Source organism: Streptomyces sp. NRRL F-2664 (genome assembly GCF_000719345.1).
In the GTDB taxonomy this organism is placed as follows: Bacteria; Actinomycetota; Actinomycetes; order Streptomycetales; family Streptomycetaceae; genus Streptomyces.
The window spans coordinates 1-17,237 of the sequence record NZ_JOFX01000063.1; the positions used below are offsets into that span (position 1 = coordinate 1).

Sequence of the window (17,237 nt, forward strand, 5' to 3'; positions counted from 1 at the left end):
GGCACCAACACCTGCACCAACCCCACCACCGGACCCGGCTGCAACAACTAACCCCAGCAGCAACCACCACCCAGCAGCACCCGGCGCCGGCACGCGCCAGACACACACCAGCGCACCCGCCAAACACAGCCACCACACCAGACACAGGGCCGGACACCCCCGCACAGCCGCAGGAGTCCCCGGCCCAGCGCATAGCGGCGCACGCGCCGGCACATGCGCCGCTATACGCCCCCCGGGCGCACACGCCCGGGGGGACACACACCAGACAGCAGCAGCCCGCCGCTGCAAGCGCGACGCCCGGCAGGGAATCAGCCTTCCACAGGCCGTCCTTCGCGGCGGTCGGCGATCCTGATCGCCTGCCCGTGTCGCACTGACCGCCGAGAACGCAGGGCGCACCAAGGCCGTCGGCGAGATGACCGGCGATCCCCTCGACGACGAGCTGGGGACCGCCATTGCGGCGGACGGCGCCGCACCGACGCTCTCCACGGCGGCCGGCGGCCCGCCCGACACCACCAACTCCGAGAAGACCAGCGTCATGGCCGCCACCCGCGTCTACTCATGGCGGCCCACTGGGCGGCGGCGGGTTTCGCGCTGCTCTTCAGTCCGTGCCGACGCGGTCGTCGCTGCGATCCCCGGCGGCGTCCTCGGCGGCATCCCCGTCATCCTCTTCGGGTCGCACCGGGCGATGGTGTTCTCGCTGGTGAGGCTGCGGGCCATGAGGTCGGTCATCGCAATGCGGATCGGCTTCGGATCCCCGGGGAAGGGTTTTATAGTCGCGGGCCAGGCGGCGATGGAGCATCAGCCAGCCGTTGACCGCTCGACTGCCCACCGCTTCGGGATCGGAGTGGATTCCCTGGTCCCGGGGTCGCGGGTGGTGATTTCCATGTCGATGCCAAGGATGCGGCGTGTTCCACAAGGTGTTGGCGGTAGCCGCCGTCGACCCACACCCTTGCGGATGCCTGGGTGGTCGGCGGCGACCTGGTCCAGGAGCCGGGTGCCGGCGACGGAGTTGCACGCTGGCCGCGGTGACCACACCGCGGGCAGGAGCCCAGGCCCTTCGGTGACGATGCTTGTTCCTGTTGGCGGTCTTCTTGCCGGCGTCGATACCCTGCCCGACAGCCGGGACGCTGGTGGAGGTCTTGACGCTCTGAGCACCGATCACACAGGCCGACCGCTCGCCATCCCGCCCCTCATTCTCCTGCAGTAGGCCGTGAGCTGGACGAACATGCCCCCACCGGCAGACAGCGCCACTGCACCCCGGTCCGGTCGACATGCAAGACCGCCTCCATGATGTCGCGCAGATCGTGCCGTGGTGGCCGACCTAAGCCCCAGGGCCCTGCCCCGGCGCTCGAATCGCCAGGCGGCAAGCACCGGCTCCACCAACTCCTTCGGCATTGGACAGATCGGCGGATGCATGGCGAAGCGGCGTCCGCATGCGAGTAAAGCCGCAGGCCGAGTGCGCCCAGGCGCACAAACGATGACGCCGGAAGCACACGGTTTGGACAGCCTGGCATAACGACCTAAGGCAGGTGAAAACCTGTCCCGCCGCGACCATGTTTGGCGCATCCTCAGCCACCAGCACCGCCTCCTGGGCGGGTTCACCTCTGCAGCCCGGCCCGGGGTGTGCCAGCTTCAGGTCAGCACGGCGGCCGATGCCGCACCGTGCACGCCGTACGGGCACACCCGGAGTCAGACCCGCCCGGCTCCCGTAGCCGCCACGGCCACCGCCTTAATGACCTGCACCAGTCCTTACCCAATCGGGACTTTTGCGGATCTGCGCAATTAACCAGCTCGAAGGGCGATCCTGCTGAAGCTGCACGGCCCGACACGAATCCTAGCCTGTAATTTTTTACATCATAGCCATACAGCCATTCGCCTGACGTGCCGCTGTCGAATCCGTTCTCGTAGCATGCAACAAGAAGCCTGTCGCCGCTCTTTACAACGCCTCTAACAGTCGATCTGCTGTCGGACGACTCATGCAGCCTGGAATCACCTGTCAAAGTTACAGCGTGGAGCCTGATGTCTACTGCCTGCGCCGCCTGGCAGTGCTGCCGAAACCTATTAGGACAGCGGCCACCAGGGACTACTCTGAGAGCTTTTCCGGATCTTCTCATTCCCCTGCCTCCGCTCCGATATCTCTGATATGCGATAGATCGGGCTCCCTGTTTATCAAGTGGCAAGTCTTCGTTCGTGCTGCATTCAGCATGAGCCCTAGAACTGGAACGACTCCGGGTCGGGGCGGGACTGCTACTCGCAGTTCGCATTAACCGTGGTCCAGCTCCCTGGGCGTTGCACGGTTTGCGAAGACACCTCATGGCAAGCCACGCTGTTTTCCTGTGCGTAGCCATTCATGTTGCCGAGCGCTTGAAATACGAGTCGGAGGCTGACCAGGCGGATACGCCTGCGAGGCGGTGGGAGCCATGAGAGCCGCTGAGCCCATTAGATGAGCGGCCGGGACGGCAGCAGTGTGAGGAGCGACTCCGGGCGGCCATGAGACCGCTTGGTTGCCCACGCGATCTCGGCTTCGTCCGGGGTGAAGAACTGCGCCAGCTCGCGCGCGGGGATGATCAATTTGAACCTCGGATACGCCGTCTACTCGACCGACGCCACAGCCACACCGCCAATCTCATGACCGGGAGCACCCTACGCGGGTCCCGCCTACGATCGCCACGGACCGTCATCCCACGTGGCAACATCCTGCAGGGCGAGTGTCACGGGTGTTCAAGTGGCCCGTTCGGGCGCCTATAGAATGAGGAATTTTCGAATGTTGAAGAGCAGGATGGAGCGAGGACTGCTGGCCGCCATTCCGGTCGCCGCCGTTTTGCTCGCGGCTCCCGTCGCCGCGCATGCTGCAGATATCTCCAGCGAATTGCCTAGGATGAGCCCCTACCCTGAACAGCTCTACACAAAGAATTCAACCGGTTTCAGCCTTTCACTTGAGCGGGCAGACTTCGCCGGAAGCGGCTTCACCCAAGCGCCGGAAAAAACTATACCTCCCAACTCGCAATCATTCTGGTCATTTTCGCATGACTCCACCCATTCAGTAAAAGTTGAATACTCGATTGGCGATACGGGCGATAGTGCCATAATGGAAACGCCCGGTCCATCCCCAGAGGGCGGGTCCTATGGCTGTAAAGTGGTAGACACATACGGTAATCCCGCTACGAGATTTTCCTGCACTGTTGAGTCGCCGCCTCGTCCCTTCACGCCGATGACGTTTACCGTGGGAGAGACTAAGTAACGTCCACAGAGGTGGTAAGAGGGTTCTGGATTCGATGTGACCTCACACGGAGGCGCTTGGATACGCGCGGTAGCGCCCGGGGCATGCCCCGGGCGCTACCGCGCGTATCCCCTCCAAAGACCAGATACGCCCTGCGCGCGGGCGTAGAGGGCACCGTCAACCAGCCCTCGACTTCTGCGCGGCCACGTGGCGAAGAAGCCGCGAGGGTAGGCCCTGGCCGACTGGCGAAGCGGTCGGGGCCGGGCCAGCATGGTTGTGCTGCTTCTCGGGTTGATGCGTTACCAGTAGGAGAGCGAGATGCGCAGATATCCACGACTGATCAAGGTGGCTCTCGCCGTATTGGCGGTTGGCTCTGCGGTGGCGGCTCCTGCTTCTGCTTCTGGTGTGGATGCTGGGTCCGGAAACTCGGTGATGGTGCCGTCGGCGTCTCTTCCGGTGGTCGCTGTCGGGACGGTCACAGGACGGTATGAGGTCCGGGTGGTCAAGGCCACCCACGGGTTCACGATTTCCAGATACTCGAGCACGCCGGGGCAGGAATGGCTGACTAAGCCAAGCTTCGTAGACAAGGGCACGCCTGCAGCCATCGACTCCCTCTGGCAGGACAGCAGCGGTTCACCTGCTTCGTTTACGCTGGCTAACATTGACGGGAGCTGCGACATCAAAGTCCGTCCGGACAAAGTCATGACAGCTAGCATTAATTGCACTTTGGACATCGATTCCCGTGTCGGCTTCGACCCCACGATCGGTCGGACTGTGATCGATATCAGCCAGAACTCATAGCGGGATCGCCCTGGCTGGCTGTTCGCCGCCGAACGGGCCCAGAGAGTCGTCGGCGTGGTCGCCAGCGCTGACGATCGCATCTCGCGCCCGCCCCCTGGAGACGTCCGTCACGCACCCGACATGCCGGCCAAGACGATGTCCTTGTGTGTAGCTGATCAAGCTGGGCTTTGGAGGAGATGCGCCCGAAGGGCGCCCCCGCGGGGGCGCCCTTCGGGCGCATCTCCTCCAAAGCCCTTCAGGTGGTGGCGCACTTGCGGCCGGTGATGACTTCGAGTTCGTAGAGGCCGCCTTCGGGCCCCGCCTCGGTTCTGACCACGCGGATCTGTCCGCGGGCCTCGCAGTACTTTCCGGTGCCTCCGGTGATGGCGATGACATAGGGGGTTTGAGGGTTGCGTGTGGCGTTCTGCCAGGTGAGCTGGCCGTCTTCGAGGACGTAGGCCCCGTGGCAGGTTTCGGTCCGGGGGGTGGAGTCAGCCGCGATGCAGTTGGTCGTGACGAAGCCGACGTTCTCGCCGTTCCGGTCCAGCAGGTCGGCGGTGATGTTGGGGAACTGTCCCTGGGTGTTGGTAGTGGTGAGGGTGAACCGCTCCGCACGGTCCTTGTCGTGGTCGGTGTCCGCGTGCGCCAGGGGTGCGCTGAGCACGGCGGAGAGAAGGGTCAGTGCGCACAGGGGCAGCGCGAGTGAGGCTTTCACGGGTGTCCCAATTCTGTGGGGGGTGAGAGGGGGCTTCCGTAGGTGATCTAACGCTCGGCCGGGCTGGCTTTCCTGTTGTGCACGGCCGGACGGGTGTACACGCGTCGCGCGAACGCTGCAGACCAGGAGCGTGTGCCGGCCAGAGTGAGCGGCAAGATCCCAGGTCCAGGCGAAGAAGACCCGATAGAGGTCGGCGACGGTGACAGGCAGCGACGTCACCCTCGCGGGCAGCGCCGTCCAGGGCTGGCGAACCCCGTGACTAGACGTCCTGGAGCCGGTGGGTTGAAACAGGCTGCTGCCTCGTTGCCGTCGCGCTGCTGACTCCGGGCCGGCTTCTTGGAGGCGGAGCGTGGAGGGTGGGGCTGTAGGCGGGTGGGGGTACGTGGAGCTGGTCCGTGGTGTAGTCACCGAAGCGGAGCACGTTCTCGCGCCGGTAGGGGCTGAGGACGGCCAGGCCGCTCGTGTGCAGGGTCCAGCCTTCGCGGGCCATCCGGGACAGGACAGCGGTCATGTCGATGGTGGTGGAGAAGACCACGCCGGAGGCGAGAAGGTCGAGGAACTTGACTGCTTTGTCCTGCAGTTCGGGGTCGCGGCTGGCGAGCCAGCCGGCGTTGCCGAAGTGGAGCCATTTGGTGAAGCCGTTGTACGCCTCGGCCTTGTTCGTCGCCTTCTGGATCTGCTCCCGAAGCTCTGGCTGCGACAGGTAGCGCAGCAGCACGATCGTGCGTACGGCGCGTCCGACCTCGCGGAAGGCCTGGTAGATCTGGTTCTTTCGGGATCGGTTGTCCAGGCGCCGTAGCAGGGTGACCGAGGAGACGGTGCCCTGCTGGACGGAGAGGGCGACCTGCCTGAGGTCGGGCCAGTGGCGACGGATCAGCTCCCAGTCGACGGCGGTGCGCGGGTCGGTGGAGAACAGTGGGTCGATGTGCCGGTAGCGCACGTTCGGGTCGGGGCGGTGGAAAGTGAGGTCCTGGAAGTTGCGGATCCTGGGCAGCAGGTCGATCCCCAGCCCGAGCGCGAGTCCGAAGACCGGGAACGACTGCCCTTGGGTAGCGGCGTGCACCTGCTCCGGTCGCGCCGTGGACTGGTTCTGCAGCAGGGAGTCGATCAGGTAGACGGCCTCCCAGACCCCGCAGGGCACGAACCGGGAGAAGAGCGCGACGTAGGTGTCGGCGACCAGGTGATGGGCGATGCCGCCGTAACCGCCGTAGCGGATCGAGGTTTCGGCCAGGAGGTTGTCGACGGCCGCGTCCATCATCGTGCCGTCACCGCCGCGACCGACCCGTCGCCCCACGCGCGCACCAAATCCAGGTCGAGATGGGCGTCGACGACATCAGCGCTGGCCCGGGCGAGGTTCTTCGCGGTGCAGTGGCGTTTCGCGATCGCCGCGAGCTCATGCGCAGCCACGGTGTTTATGTGGCGGGCGGCCTGGGTGGCGCCGAGGCCGGAGCCGTATGAGAACGCGGTGACCACGTACCGGGCCAGCGGGTCCTTCAGCTTCGGGTCCGACCCCGACAACGGGCCCAGGCGGTGCCACCATCCGGTCCAGTGCGCGGCCCTCGCCAGGTGCTCCAGGATGCCCCGGGCCGGCAGGCGCTGGTCCAGCTCGGCCTCCAGCGCGGCGGCGGAGGCGGTGCGCTCCCTGCCTTGACGCTGCTTGAGCGAGGGCACCCCCGTGAGGGGGTCGATGGTCAGGTCCGCGTTGTCCGGGTATCCGGCATCCACCTGATCCGCGACCTTGGCGAGCTGCCGCTTCAGGTGGTCCACGAAGGCGTCGGCGGTGCCGGGGATGCCAGCCTGCTCGCAGAACACGGGGGATCTGCTGCTCCACCCGCTCCCAGGGCAGGAGCATCGTCGTCCAGTCACCGAAGTCCTCCGCCCCGACCACCGCGACGTCCCCGCAGCGCAGCTCCTCGACCAGGTAGGCGAACACCAGGGCCTCGAAATGCCGGCGCACCAACATCCCCGGACGGTTCTTCGCATACACCGTCGTGCGCCACTGCGCCGAGGCGAACGACAGGTCCAACGCCCCCGGCTCCGGGGCCGCGCCACCAGCCAGCGCCGTGGGAGCCACGATCGTGTCCGAGATCAGCTCGCGGGTCAGGTGCTGGTGCGCGAGCGCGTGCTGGAGGGCGTCCAGCACACTGCGGTCCCGGGACGTCGGAACGAAGGTGAGCATTCGAGCTCCACCAGCGGGGTCCAGTTCCCGCCCCGGTACGCGGCCAGCGCCTCGATCTCCGCCAGCTGGGCGTCGAAACCGCCACCGGTCTCCACCACCTCGCGGATGCGCTTGACCGCCAGCGCGTCGCCCAGGCTCACCTGGCTGGCCCGGTCGGCGCGCTCATCTACGACATGCTCCTTCAGTACGGTCAGCACGTCCCGGTAGGAGACCAGAAGCTGCTCAGTGGACGCCTTATGACGCTGCTCCAGAGCCGCCAGCTCCTCCTGAGCCCGCTTGCCGTGCCGGGCCATCCGCTTGGACCGCATCACCACGAATTCATCCCGCACGCGCGCCCTGGCCTTCGCCACCGTGCACGCCAGCAGCGCGGTCCGGCGCGGATCGACCACGTCCAGCATCTCACCGACCGACAGCACTCTCGCCTGCTCCGCGAACGCGCTGACCTTCGCCGCAGCTACGCCTTCCACCCATCGGGCGGCGTCGCCGAAGCCGTCGACCAGGTCGACGCGCTCGCCGTGCTGCCGGAACCTCGACCATGTCGCCCGCCGACCCGGCTCCTTGACTGGTCGAACGGGCTGCGGCGCTCACCGTCCGGCACCACCAGCAGCCCGGCCAGCCGGTCCCGGGCCTGGCCCACCCCCTCGGCGATCCCGGCGCAGATTTCGCCCTCCACCCGCGTCCTGATCGAGGCCGCCATCCGGTCCAGCGTCGAGAACCCCGGCAGCTCCAGGCCCGCGCGGACCAGCTCCTCCAGCGCCACATTGACCAAGTCCACCACCGATGCACGAACCGGCGCGGCCTCCCCCATCGCGGCGACAGCGATCTCCCGGGCACGGGCCGGGTCATGCACCAGGCACAGGTACTCCCGGATCCAGGCGCGATAGCGCTTCACTGTCCGCTCTTCGTGCCGCCGGTACAACGTCCTCCGCCAGACCTGCCGCCGCACGCGCCCGGGCGGCGATCCGTGCCGGAACCTCGTCCAGGCTGGGGAAGTAGCCCAGCCTAGCGCAGGACTTCAGCAACACCAGCAGCGCGAAGAGCGACTCCGGACGGTCATGTGTCCGCTTCCTTGCCCAGACGACCTCGGCCTCGTCCGGCGTGAAGAACTGCGCCAACTCGCGCTCGGAGATAGCTAATGAGCCTACGATCGTCACGGATCGTAGACTCACAGCCTGCAGCTGGAATTGACGTAGCGTAACCAAGTAGCCCCGTTTCGCGCGTATCTCCTCCGCCCGCCTGTATGGGCCGGGCGCCGGGCCCGGATAAGTCAGCTGGCCTCGGGGCGCTGCCCCACGAGCTGGGTGAGCAGCTCGATGATCTGGGCCTGATTCCGGTCGATCTTCTCGTTGAGCGCTTCAACGCGGCCCCCGAGGCCATCTACCGCCTGCTCCAAGCCAACGAGTCCTCGACGAACTGCCGTCAGACCAGCCGCGATGCCCTCGCAGTAGGTATCCCCCGACAGCCGGACCTGGCCGCTCACGGGGTCAGGTCCAGGACCCGGACCGGCAGACCCTCCCACCGCTTCGGCATGGTGGTGGCCACAATCGCCCCTTCCGGCCGGTCCGCCGTCGGCTGCGCCGCGTGCTGGCTATGGGCAGCCGCCCAGGTCTCCTGCTGCGCCACGGCAAGCGCTGCGGTCAGGTCCAGATCCAAAACGGTGATACCCGGCAGCGCCGCCAGGTGCTCGGCGGTACCGGGCCGTGCCCGGTCGGCCTCGACGAGCGCGCACGAGGGCGCGTAGAGGAACCAGCCGGTCTCGGCGTGCGCGCGGTGGATCAGCCGGGAGGCCAGTACGTTGCCCTGTCCAGCCGCGGCCATGGCCGTCTCGTCCAGCACGATGTGCATCGATTCGCTCACAGGCGCTGCAGCTGTGCGAGCCGTCGGTCGAGTTCGCCATCGAGCTCGCTCTGCTCGGCGGCGGTCGGGGCGTAGCCGTTCCAGGCCCGCAATGCGGCCTGAGCCTTCTCCGCCCGCTCGGCACGCTCGGTCGGCGTCAGCATCGTTTCGGCCAGCCGGGCCAGGTAGGCGCGCAGGGACAACCCCTCGGCGGCTGCGATCGCCGCGAGGCGGTCCTTGGCTTCCTCGGGGATTCTCACGTTGGCATCGGACATCGTGGTGCTCCTTCCATCCCCTCAGGGTACGGGTACGTACCCGTACCCGCTATCCGGCTGCTCGCCAAACCAGTGCAACCAGTGGGTGCGCTGGCACGCTATTGCTCGCCCTCACCATCCGCCGACCAGCGCTTGGCGCGGGGGCGGAGCGCGAGAACCGAGCCCTCGCTTCCCTGTTCTGAGCCGCGTGACCTCACCTCTGCGGTTGGCTGCTCCGCTAGGAATTCGCGAAGCGCCGTGGCCAAACTGGTTCCCGCCCGCGCAGCTGCAGAAATACGTCACCGACAGGACGGGCCCCCACCGTGTCAAGTTCTCGTAGATATGCTGCCACTTCGCCATCACTGGGCCATCGCCGCCCGGCCTCGTAGAAGCAGCCGGCCCATATGTCGATCGCGTTCTGTCGATCTGCGCTGTGATCAAGTGCCGCCGGCTCGGTGGATGTCAATCCATAATGAAGGTTCCAGGATCGATGGTAGGCGGCTACACAAGCTGCGAACTTCAGGCGGTGCGAAGAAGGGGAGATATCAGATACCTTGGTTTACCTGATCCTGGACCACGGAGAGAAGAAGTTGTCCGGTGCGTCCCCCGTCAGGAAGTACCAAGCATCTACCCACTCCATAACTATGTCGGCACGCTCTTGCTTGCGATTCAAGGGATTCCTGGACGGTACCGCACCGTTCGCCAGCGCCGTGGACGGCAGCTGTGAGGGTACGGATGGGATCCACCCACCGCTCGCCCCCCTGAGCAGGCTCAGGCTTTCGGTGAACGTTGAGATCTGCTAAGGAGCGCGCGACTCCTCACGGTCCTCCGCCCAATTGGCCTTCCATGTCTCAATAGCTGCCTGATCCAAGGGGTGAAGCTTAATGGTTTTCGACTCCCCTCGCCATCGGACACGTATGCGCGGGCCCGCTCCTGTAGTTCACCAATCATCCGCCAGGTGATGCCGCAAAAGTATCGAAATCGATTCTCTGCTTTCACGCCCCCTTGCACATCGCCTTCTCGACGATCCCCGGTATGGCTTCAACTGACAGCCCGGATTCCCGGAATTCATCCAGGCTATTCTTCCAATCCGTAGGCAGCGCTATGGCACCATGCGGAAGAACCGGGTGCTGCTGCTCGGGGTGTCGGTGCTGGCCCGGCAGGTGTCGGAGGCCCGTACGGCGGCCGAGCGGCGGCTGTACGAGGCGGTGGCCTGCGCCGCGCACCGGGCCGATCCCGCGCTCGGGCCGGCGCTGGCGGAGCTGGTGGTGGTGCCGGAGGGCAGGCGGGTCTCGGAGCTGGAGCGGCTGCGGACGCCTCCGACGAAGTCGACGGGCACCGCGATGGTGCGGGCCATGGAGCGGGTGGAGGAGATCTCCGCGTTCGCGCTGGGCCGGGTGAACCTGTCTCGGGTGCCGGTGAACCGGCTGTCCACGCTGGCCCGGTACGGGCAGCTGAGCAAGGCGCAGACGATTCTGCGGGTGCCGGAGCCGCGGCGGACGGCGCTGCTGACCGCGGTGGTGCGTCAGCTGGAGGCGCAGGCGGTCGACGACGCGCTGGACCTGTTCGCGGTACTGATGGCGAACCGGCTGGTCAGCTCGGCACGGCGGGCGTCGGACCGGGAGCGCATGGCGATGCTGCCGCAGCTGGAGAAGGCGGCCCGGATCCTGGCGAAGGTGTCGAAGATCCTCACCGAGGAGCTGGACCTGGTCGCCGAGCACGACGCGGACCTGGACGTGGCCGCGCTGTGGGCGGCGGTCGAGGAGGCCGTGCCGCGCACGGCGGTGGCCGGGGCGGTCGCGACCGTCGAGGCCTTGGTGCCGGAGGACGACGGCTCGGCCGAGGCGGCGATGCGCGAAGCTGGCCCTGCGCTACAACACTGTGCGCCCCTTCCTGGCGTTGCTGGGCGAGACGGACGCGCTGGGCGCGGCCCCGGCCGGGCGGCGCATCCTCAAGGCGGTGCGCCGCCTGTCCGCGCTCTCGCGGCGGCGGGTGAAGGACCGGCCGCTGCTGCCCCGCGAGGTCGACGCCGACCTGGTGCCCGCCATGTGGAAGCGGGCGGTGTTCTCCAACGCCGAGCTGCCGCAGGGCGCGGTCGACCGGGATGCGTACGTGGTGTGTGTGCTGGAGCAGCTGCACCGCGCGCTGAACCGGCGCGATGTGTTCGCCGCCCCGTCGAACCGCCTGGCCGACCCGCGCGCGAGGCTGTTGGACGGGCCGCGGTGGGAGGCGATGCGCGCGGACGTGCTGGCAGGCCTGTCCCTGACCGAGGACGCTGGCGAGCATCTGGCCCAGCTCACGCGTGGGCTGGATGCGGCGTGGCGTCAGATGGCCGACCGGCTTACCGAGGCCGGCGACAACGCGAAGGTTGAGATCGTCGTCCCCGAGGCGGAGGCCGGGCCCGCCTGTCGGTGGACAAGCTCGGCGCGGTGGGCGAGCCGGAGTCGCTGACCTGGCTGAAGGACACCACGGAGGCGATGCTCCCGAGGATCGACCTGCCGGACCTGCTGTTCGAGGTCCACTCCTGGACTTCGTTCCTCGACGCCTTCGGCCACGTCTCCGAGCGGCGCACCCGCATGGAGGGCCTGCTCGTCTCCCTCGTCGCGTTGCTGGTGGCGGAGAGCTGCAACATCGGCCTGACCCCGGTCAGCGACCCCGAGAACAAGGTGCCGACACCATCGCCGCGGCGAACGCCGCGCTCATCACCGCCCAATCCCGCATCGAGCTCGCCCAGGTGTGGGGCGGCGGGCTGCTCGCCTCCGTCGACGGCCTGCGCTTCGTCGTCCCGGTCAAGAGCATCAACACCGGCCCCTCGCCCACATACTACGGCTGCAAACGCGGCGTGACCTGGCCTCAACGCCGTCAGCGACCAGGTCGCCGGGATCGGCGCGATGGTCGTGCGCGGCACCCCACGCGACAGCCTCTACACGCTGGACACCCTGCTGAACCTGGACGGTGGGGTGAAGCCGGAGATGGTGGCGACGGACAACGCCTCGTACTCGGACGTGGCCTTCGGCCTGTACAAGATGCTCGGCTTCCGCTTCGCCCCGCGCTTCCGCGACCTCGAAGACCAGCGGTTCTGGCGGGCCGACCTACCCGACGGCGAGGAGCCAGCGCCGACCACGCCGCCGAGGACGCCCGCCGCCGGGCCGAGGAGGAAGCCGCAGCTGCGGCGCCGCCGGGTACGGCCCGCTGGAGGCGGTTGCCTGCAACAAGGTGAACCTCAAGCGATCGCCACCCACTGGCTGGACATGCTCCGGGTGGCCGGTTCGCTCATCACCAACCAGGTCCGAGCCTCCTTCCTCGACGCCGGCGACACCCTCGTGGTCCCCTCGCTCGACCGCTACGACCGCAGCCTCCAGGACCTCATCAACATGGTCGCCGAACTCCGCGAGCGCGGCATCGGCTTCACCTCGCTGCACGAGAACCCGGACACCACCACCCCCGGCGGTCGGCTCGTCTTCCACGTCTTTGCCGCCCTGGCCGAGTTCATCTGCGAGCTCATCGTCATCGGCACCAACGAGGGCTTGGCCGCCGCTAGGGCCCGCGGCCGGGTCGGCGGGCGCCCCAGTGTCGCCACCGATGAAGTCATCCGCGCTGCCCGCGACCTACTGCCCGACCCGGGCCGGTCCATCACCTCGATCGCCAAGCTCCTCGGCGTCTCCCCGGGCACCCTCTACAACCACATCCCCGACCTACGCGAACTGCGTGCCGGCGCCGTACCTCGCCAGCTCGAAGCCCCCGCGAAGTAGCCGAACCCCAACAAGATCAATCTCAGCGGCACTTTCTGCACCGCAACTACTCACACCCGGAGAGCTCCGTGAGTTCAGGGAAACCGAAGCTTATTCAGCGGGAACTCGCGGGTCGGTCCATGTGTATCAACTGGGTGGAGCCGTGGGTTCGGCGGGAACTGTGGGGTGGGCCGCGAGGCGGCGGGCTTCCGCCGTGACCTCGGCATCGACCTGAGCTATTGCTTCGTCGCCATCTTCGAGCATGCCGTACTCGTCATCGAGCTCGGCGAGCCGCTCAGCCAGGGGCAGCTCGTGCCCGTAGCGCCGGTGAATCCGGAAAGCGAGCTCCCAAGGTTTCAACTCGCCGGCGAGCATGCGCCGTGCGAGCGCTCGCACGGCAGCTTCTTGGCCAGCCTCACTGCCAACCGGATGGAGGGTGAGGCCGAGTTCGGCGAGTGCCGGGGGAAGCAGGTCGTGGACGTCGTAGTCCGCCTCGGCGCGCGTGCAGGCGGCGAGGATCCGAAGGTTGGGGGTGTCGAGTCCGGCGACGAGCGCGTTGCAGGCGGAATCGACCACCTCGCTCGCACTGATCTCCCCCACACTCCAGAGGGCGGCATGGTCCTGTAGAGCGCTTGCTACTGCTTCGGTCGACGTCACACGCTCATGATTCCCTTCACGGTGCGTCCCGGTCGAGCACATTTCAGCGAAGGTGCTGTTCAGCGGCCTGTTCCAGCAGGGCTCGTGCGGAATCCGCGTAACGCATCGCGGTCTTCTCGTCGAGCCCGAAGACCTCCGCGAGATGGAGTGGGTCAGGCCCGCGGGTTAGGGCGTTAGGGCCTCTTCGAGCTGCCGGTCAACGCGAAGCCGCTCCAAGGTGGCGTCCTGCCCTCGCATGGGAGCGCTGATCCAGTGGTTGCTGGCCTGGCCGGTCGTGTTGGCGGTCTGGTTGTTGATCAGCAGGTGGAGGTTCGCGGTGCTCGGCCACCGGCGCCGCCGATGGTCCAGCCAGTCCGTCAGTAACCTCAGGGTGAGGTCGTCGAGAGGCCGGGCGCGCCCGGCGATGGCCAGCCGGCGGTTGCCGAGATCGACGTCGTCGAGCATGAGGGCGGCGATCTGGGCGACCCGGGCGGCGTGGACTGCCGCGAGGGCGAGGACGAGCCGCGCCGCCGGGGTCATCGCGGCCGCGACGGAGCGCTCGACCTGCTCAGGGAGGAGGGGTTGCAGCACGGCGTACTCGTTCTGCCCGACCTTGATCCGGCTGGTGGGGTCGCGGAAGATCAGCCCCTGCCGTTTGGCCCAGGTGAACAGAGAACGCAGGGCAACGAGCTGGTCACGCCGCTGATGACCGTGCAGCGTCTTGATGTGGGCGAGGACATCGTCGCGAGTCACCTCCCGCAGGTGGTCGTAGCGGTTCGACCACTCAAGCAGGACCGGGCGGACGTGGTTGAGGGAGAGCCAGACCGTGCCCTCCTTGCGCGCGAGGCTGCGAGGGCCACCGTCGCGCAGGACGCGAGTCCAGCGCTCGGCTTCCGAACGGATGCCTGGTGCAAGCCGTCCCACGAGCCAGCGCTCGAAGGACGGCTCGTTGTCGTCCTCGAAGATCCCCATCTCCGCCAGCACCGTGATGATGTGGCCGACGGGCAGGTTCAGGGCCCGTAGCGGGGAGAAGATCTCCGTGTGTCGGATGACGTCGCCCTCGACGTGACCGGTGAGGGCGACGGCCAGGCCGCGGTTAACCGCGAAGCGGATGTTGCGTCCCCAGCCGCGGGCCTCGGCGAACCGGTGGGCGAGGTACTTCGCCCAGGCCAGCCAGGGGCTGGCCAGATCGGCGTCGGACGGGTCGAGCCGATCGAAGTGCCGGGGAATCTGCTCGAACAGCGGCGACTGCCGCCAGCCGGAGTCCGGACGCCAAGCCAGCGCCGGAGGCGGCTTGCGCGGGGGGCCACGCCGTCCTCCCTTCCGTCGGGTTGGAGGCGTTGGTCTTCTGCGGTAGTGCATCCCGACGAAGAACAGCTGTTGGTGCCGGACGGCAGCGAGTCGCACCCGCACGTCTGCCCCTTCCGCCGCCTGGCCGTCAGCTGTCTTCGCGTCGAGGCGGGCCTGGCACCAGCACAAACGGCAGTAGTCCCACTTCAACGGCTGGACGCGACGGCAGCCGACGCATTCCGCCGCGTCGTGCCCGCGGCCGAACATGTAGCACGTATGGCAGAGCCGTCCGCGGAAATCGCCCCAGGCCAGGCAGCCTGGGCAGGAGCTGGTTGGCTTGACGTAGCGCTTCGGGAAGCGTGTCACCTGCTTACTCCGGCGGCAGCGACCGGCCGTCCCGGCGCTTGGGGATCACCTTCGGTGCGGCAGTCCCCGAGCCGACAGCGGCCCGGATCGTTTCCTCCTGACCGGGGCGGCATACCTTCTCCGGCTCGGGAATGAGGAGGTCGCCGATCTCACAGCCGAGGACAACGCAGATGACGTCCAGGTCCTCCAGCTTGAGGGAGACCGGCTGGCCGGACCACAGCCCGGACATCTTCCCGGCCGAGATGACCAGGCCGTGCTCAGCCAGGCTCCGCTGGACCTCGGAGGCTTTCCAGATCCCCTTATTCGCGGCAGCCAGCCGCAGGTTCCACTTCATCGCAGAAGCCCTTCCAGCCGCTTCGCGGCCCGCTGCTGCCCGGCCACCAAGGCGTCCTCGACCCGGGTCTGCTGGACATGGACGTATCGCATGGTCGTGGCGATCCAGGAATGTCCGAGGACTTCCTGGATCGCGATCAGGTCAAGCCCACCGAGGTAGAGCTCGGACGCACAGAAGTGCCGCAGGACGTGCGGAGTGAGCTTGTCGCCCCAGGCCGGCAGATGTGACGTGACCGCGGCCTTGAGGCCGCAGCGCAGGGCATCGTCGCCGACCCGGCCCGAGGAGCCGTCGGAGCATCTGCGCTCGGAGGGGAACAGCGGGGCGCCGGGGCAGGTGTGGTCGTCGTCGAACTGGCCCCAGACGTCTTCGATGAACCATCGGAGCGTGCGGTCGGCACCGTTGATCAGAGGGACCATCCGCTCGCGCGGGCCCGAGCCGCGGGCTCCCTTGCCGTGGCGGACGTGGAGCTTGCCGAAGCGCCCCAGGTCCCACTTGATGTCCGCCAGATCGAGCTTGCACGCTTCGCTAACCCGCAGCCCGACCTGGGACATCAGCTTGGAGGCGGTGTAGTTCCGGGCGGTCGGGGCGAACTTCCGGCAGGTCGCCAGCTCGCCGCCCCATCCGGCGAACAACGTCTTGACCTCCGGCCCGGACGGCGGAATCCGTAAGGCCGCGTCCTTCGCGCCGCGCCGCCGGTTCATCTCGTCGATCGGGCACTCGATCACCCGACCGGTCATCCGGTGGATCTCGACCTTGTGCCGTAGCTCCAGGAACAAGAAGTACGTGCTCAGCGCCTGAGAGCGCCCCAGTCGGGTGCCACTTGGTGAAGCCCGCAACACCTTCCCGAAGTAGGCGTCGGCGTCGGGTGGCTCCATCTCCCACAGCGGCCGGCTGAACCAAGACCGCATCTGCTCCAGGTGGCCGACGTCCCCGCGGATCGTGCCGTCCGCCAGCCCCGCCGAGGCCCGCGCCAGCACGAACCCCGCCAGCACATCGGTCTCGAACTGCTCCAGCTCCTCCGCCGTGGCCGACGGTCGGACATCGCGCAGGTCCCGTACGGCAGCCAGCGCCAACCCGAGCCTCCTCACCTTCACCCCGATCGTGAACCGATCGGACGCAGTGAGAACGCTTCAGGAATCCCGAAGTTACGTCAGTCCGTGAGCCGCTTTCAGAGAGAGGACGAACCTCCTGGTCACGGGGTTGCGGACTCCGGAGAGCTCAGAGCAACCCACGGGATGTCGCACATACGGAGACACAACCGAGCAATAGATGCTCTCAACGAACTCGTCGAAGCGGACCGAAGTTGGCTTTGACGCCTTGGCCGACGGTGAGCTGCCCCGAGCCTGGCTCGTCACTTCACCGCGGCTTTGGGACAACAAGGGCCGCTACAGACGGCTGTCAGGCGGCATTTGGCCACAGGGTGTCACACGCGGTGAACCTGTACGTTATGCGACAGGATTCTGAGAGACTTCTACCATGGATCTCGCGCCCGATCAGGCCGCATTGGCGGTAGAACGTCACAACTGCCCGAACTGTGACGCGCCCGTCGGCAGCGCCTGCCGCACCCGGGGCGGGAAGACCGCCGTGAAGTACCACACCTCCCGCTTCGTCCTCGCCCCCGCCCTCCGCGAGGACGCGGGGCGCCCAGTGCGTTGACCCGTCTGCCGCAGGTGCCTTCCTGCAGGACGAGCGCGCGGGTGCCGCGACCTACCCTTGGATCGAAGAACTGCAGGCCACCGTCGACCAAGCCCTCACCCACCGCAGCAGTCAACTCCGCGGAGCAGCAACAGACTTAAAGACAATGCCGTTGGCATAGAGGTGGTTTGGCGGTTCAACGGATACCAGGGGGTGGTGTCCGATGGCTGCTCGACTGGTGGACCGGGTCGGGCTGGGGGA

General features: G+C 67.3%; 16 protein-coding genes and 7 pseudogenes. 8 read left to right on the plus strand and 15 right to left on the minus strand.

What is annotated here, in order from left to right; translation table 11 throughout:
* Positions 1–412 precede the first annotated feature (412 nt).
* Positions 413–622 (plus strand): annotated as a pseudogene (locus IF89_RS49415) (hypothetical protein); the annotation flags it as partial.
* 35 nt (positions 623–657) lie between these two features.
* Here IF89_RS49415 and IF89_RS49420 read toward each other — a convergent pair.
* Both IF89_RS49420 and IF89_RS49700 read right to left on the minus strand, forming a co-directional pair.
* Positions 658–1,207 (minus strand): annotated as a pseudogene (locus IF89_RS49420) (transposase); the annotation flags it as partial.
* A 28-nt stretch (positions 1,208–1,235) separates the two neighbouring features.
* Positions 1,236–1,435, minus strand: a pseudogene (locus IF89_RS49700) (transposase); the annotation flags it as partial.
* 1,329 nt (positions 1,436–2,764) lie between these two features.
* Here IF89_RS49700 and IF89_RS46265 point away from each other — a divergent pair.
* On the plus strand, positions 2,765–3,241 hold the full coding sequence (locus IF89_RS46265) for a hypothetical protein (RefSeq protein ID WP_158717973.1): 477 nt from the start codon (positions 2,765–2,767) through the stop codon (positions 3,239–3,241).
* A gap of 297 nt (positions 3,242–3,538) precedes the next feature.
* On the plus strand, positions 3,539–4,021 hold the full coding sequence (locus IF89_RS0132205) for a hypothetical protein (protein ID WP_158717974.1): 483 nt from the start codon (positions 3,539–3,541) through the stop codon (positions 4,019–4,021).
* Between the two features lie 235 nt (positions 4,022–4,256).
* Here IF89_RS0132205 and IF89_RS0132210 read toward each other — a convergent pair whose 3' ends face one another.
* The 9 genes and pseudogenes from IF89_RS0132210 to IF89_RS44960 all read right to left on the minus strand — a co-directional run bounded on the left by IF89_RS0132210 (position 4,257) and on the right by IF89_RS44960 (position 10,677).
* Positions 4,257–4,715, minus strand: coding sequence for a hypothetical protein (locus IF89_RS0132210; RefSeq protein ID WP_030775595.1), 459 nt, complete (start codon positions 4,713–4,715; stop codon positions 4,257–4,259).
* Between the two features lie 259 nt (positions 4,716–4,974).
* Positions 4,975–6,698, minus strand: a pseudogene (locus IF89_RS49705) (transposase).
* A gap of 117 nt (positions 6,699–6,815) precedes the next feature.
* Positions 6,816–7,361 carry a hypothetical protein gene (locus IF89_RS41130; RefSeq protein ID WP_051807956.1) on the minus strand — a complete coding sequence of 182 codons (546 nt, stop codon included), beginning with the start codon at positions 7,359–7,361 and terminating at the stop codon, positions 6,816–6,818.
* The gene (locus IF89_RS41135) at positions 7,349–7,840 is read right to left on the minus strand and encodes a DUF4158 domain-containing protein (protein WP_030775598.1); all 492 of its coding nucleotides are present in this window, start codon (positions 7,838–7,840) and stop codon (positions 7,349–7,351) included. The genes IF89_RS41130 and IF89_RS41135 overlap by 13 nt, the downstream gene beginning before the upstream one ends.
* A 321-nt stretch (positions 7,841–8,161) precedes the next feature.
* Positions 8,162–8,374 (minus strand): hypothetical protein, encoded by a 213-nt coding sequence (locus tag IF89_RS0132225; protein WP_030775601.1) that lies wholly within the window; start codon positions 8,372–8,374, stop codon positions 8,162–8,164.
* A complete protein-coding gene (locus IF89_RS0132230) occupies positions 8,371–8,739 on the minus strand; it encodes a hypothetical protein (protein WP_043194684.1) in 369 nt (122 codons plus the stop codon). Before IF89_RS0132230 ends, IF89_RS0132225 begins: the two co-directional genes overlap by 4 nt.
* Before the next feature lie 8 nt (positions 8,740–8,747).
* Entirely contained in the window at positions 8,748–9,005 is a 258-nt protein-coding gene (locus IF89_RS0132235; protein ID WP_030775607.1) for a hypothetical protein, read from the minus strand.
* Positions 9,006–10,086: 1,081 nt separating this feature from the next.
* Positions 10,087–10,419, minus strand: coding sequence for a hypothetical protein (locus IF89_RS44955; RefSeq protein ID WP_107047410.1), 333 nt, complete (start codon positions 10,417–10,419; stop codon positions 10,087–10,089).
* Between the two features lie 90 nt (positions 10,420–10,509).
* Positions 10,510–10,677 carry a hypothetical protein gene (locus IF89_RS44960; RefSeq protein WP_158717977.1) on the minus strand — a complete coding sequence of 56 codons (168 nt, stop codon included), beginning with the start codon at positions 10,675–10,677 and terminating at the stop codon, positions 10,510–10,512.
* A 188-nt stretch (positions 10,678–10,865) separates the two neighbouring features.
* Between IF89_RS44960 and IF89_RS44965 the strand changes: the two genes are divergently transcribed.
* From IF89_RS44965 to IF89_RS49710, 4 genes and pseudogenes are all read left to right on the plus strand, one after another.
* Positions 10,866–11,435 (plus strand): hypothetical protein, encoded by a 570-nt coding sequence (locus IF89_RS44965; RefSeq protein ID WP_107047412.1) that lies wholly within the window; start codon positions 10,866–10,868, stop codon positions 11,433–11,435.
* Between the two features lie 26 nt (positions 11,436–11,461).
* Positions 11,462–11,626, plus strand: a pseudogene (locus tag IF89_RS49150) (Tn3 family transposase); the annotation flags it as partial.
* Positions 11,627–11,703: 77 nt separating this feature from the next.
* Positions 11,704–11,775: pseudogene (locus IF89_RS49155) on the plus strand (hypothetical protein); the annotation flags it as partial.
* A gap of 76 nt (positions 11,776–11,851) precedes the next feature.
* Positions 11,852–12,736: pseudogene (locus tag IF89_RS49710) on the plus strand (Tn3 family transposase); the annotation flags it as partial.
* A 126-nt stretch (positions 12,737–12,862) separates the two neighbouring features.
* On the opposite strand, the gene IF89_RS42730 reads toward IF89_RS49710, so the two are convergent.
* From IF89_RS42730 to IF89_RS0132265, 4 genes are all read right to left on the minus strand, one after another.
* Positions 12,863–13,372 carry a hypothetical protein gene (locus IF89_RS42730; RefSeq protein ID WP_078628650.1) on the minus strand — a complete coding sequence of 170 codons (510 nt, stop codon included), beginning with the start codon at positions 13,370–13,372 and terminating at the stop codon, positions 12,863–12,865.
* 165 nt (positions 13,373–13,537) lie between these two features.
* A complete protein-coding gene (locus tag IF89_RS38610) occupies positions 13,538–15,007 on the minus strand; it encodes a hypothetical protein (RefSeq protein ID WP_234327952.1) in 1,470 nt (489 codons plus the stop codon).
* A 4-nt stretch (positions 15,008–15,011) separates the two neighbouring features.
* Positions 15,012–15,341, minus strand: coding sequence for a helix-turn-helix domain-containing protein (locus IF89_RS0132260; RefSeq protein WP_030775613.1), 330 nt, complete (start codon positions 15,339–15,341; stop codon positions 15,012–15,014).
* A complete protein-coding gene (locus IF89_RS0132265) occupies positions 15,338–16,414 on the minus strand; it encodes a tyrosine-type recombinase/integrase (protein ID WP_030775616.1) in 1,077 nt (358 codons plus the stop codon). Before IF89_RS0132265 ends, IF89_RS0132260 begins: the two co-directional genes overlap by 4 nt.
* A gap of 403 nt (positions 16,415–16,817) precedes the next feature.
* On the opposite strand from IF89_RS0132265, the gene IF89_RS49715 reads away from it, so the two are divergent.
* Positions 16,818–16,997, plus strand: coding sequence for a hypothetical protein (locus IF89_RS49715; RefSeq protein ID WP_078628651.1), 180 nt, complete (start codon positions 16,818–16,820; stop codon positions 16,995–16,997).
* Positions 16,998–17,237 lie beyond the last annotated feature (240 nt).

What these genes read in the sequence shown, in the direction of transcription:
- IF89_RS46265 (WP_158717973.1), top strand. Translation starts at nt 2,765, where the DNA reads ATGTTGAAGAGCAGGATGGAGCGAGGACTGCTGGCCGCCATTCCGGTC.
- IF89_RS0132205 (WP_158717974.1), top strand. Translation starts at nt 3,539, where the DNA reads ATGCGCAGATATCCACGACTGATCAAGGTGGCTCTCGCCGTATTGGCG.
- IF89_RS0132230 (WP_043194684.1), bottom strand. Translation starts at nt 8,739, where the DNA reads ATGCACATCGTGCTGGACGAGACGGCCATGGCCGCGGCTGGACAGGGC.
- IF89_RS0132235 (WP_030775607.1), bottom strand. Translation starts at nt 9,005, where the DNA reads ATGTCCGATGCCAACGTGAGAATCCCCGAGGAAGCCAAGGACCGCCTC.
- IF89_RS0132260 (WP_030775613.1), bottom strand. Translation starts at nt 15,341, where the DNA reads ATGAAGTGGAACCTGCGGCTGGCTGCCGCGAATAAGGGGATCTGGAAA.
- IF89_RS49715 (WP_078628651.1), top strand. Translation starts at nt 16,818, where the DNA reads ATGGATCTCGCGCCCGATCAGGCCGCATTGGCGGTAGAACGTCACAAC.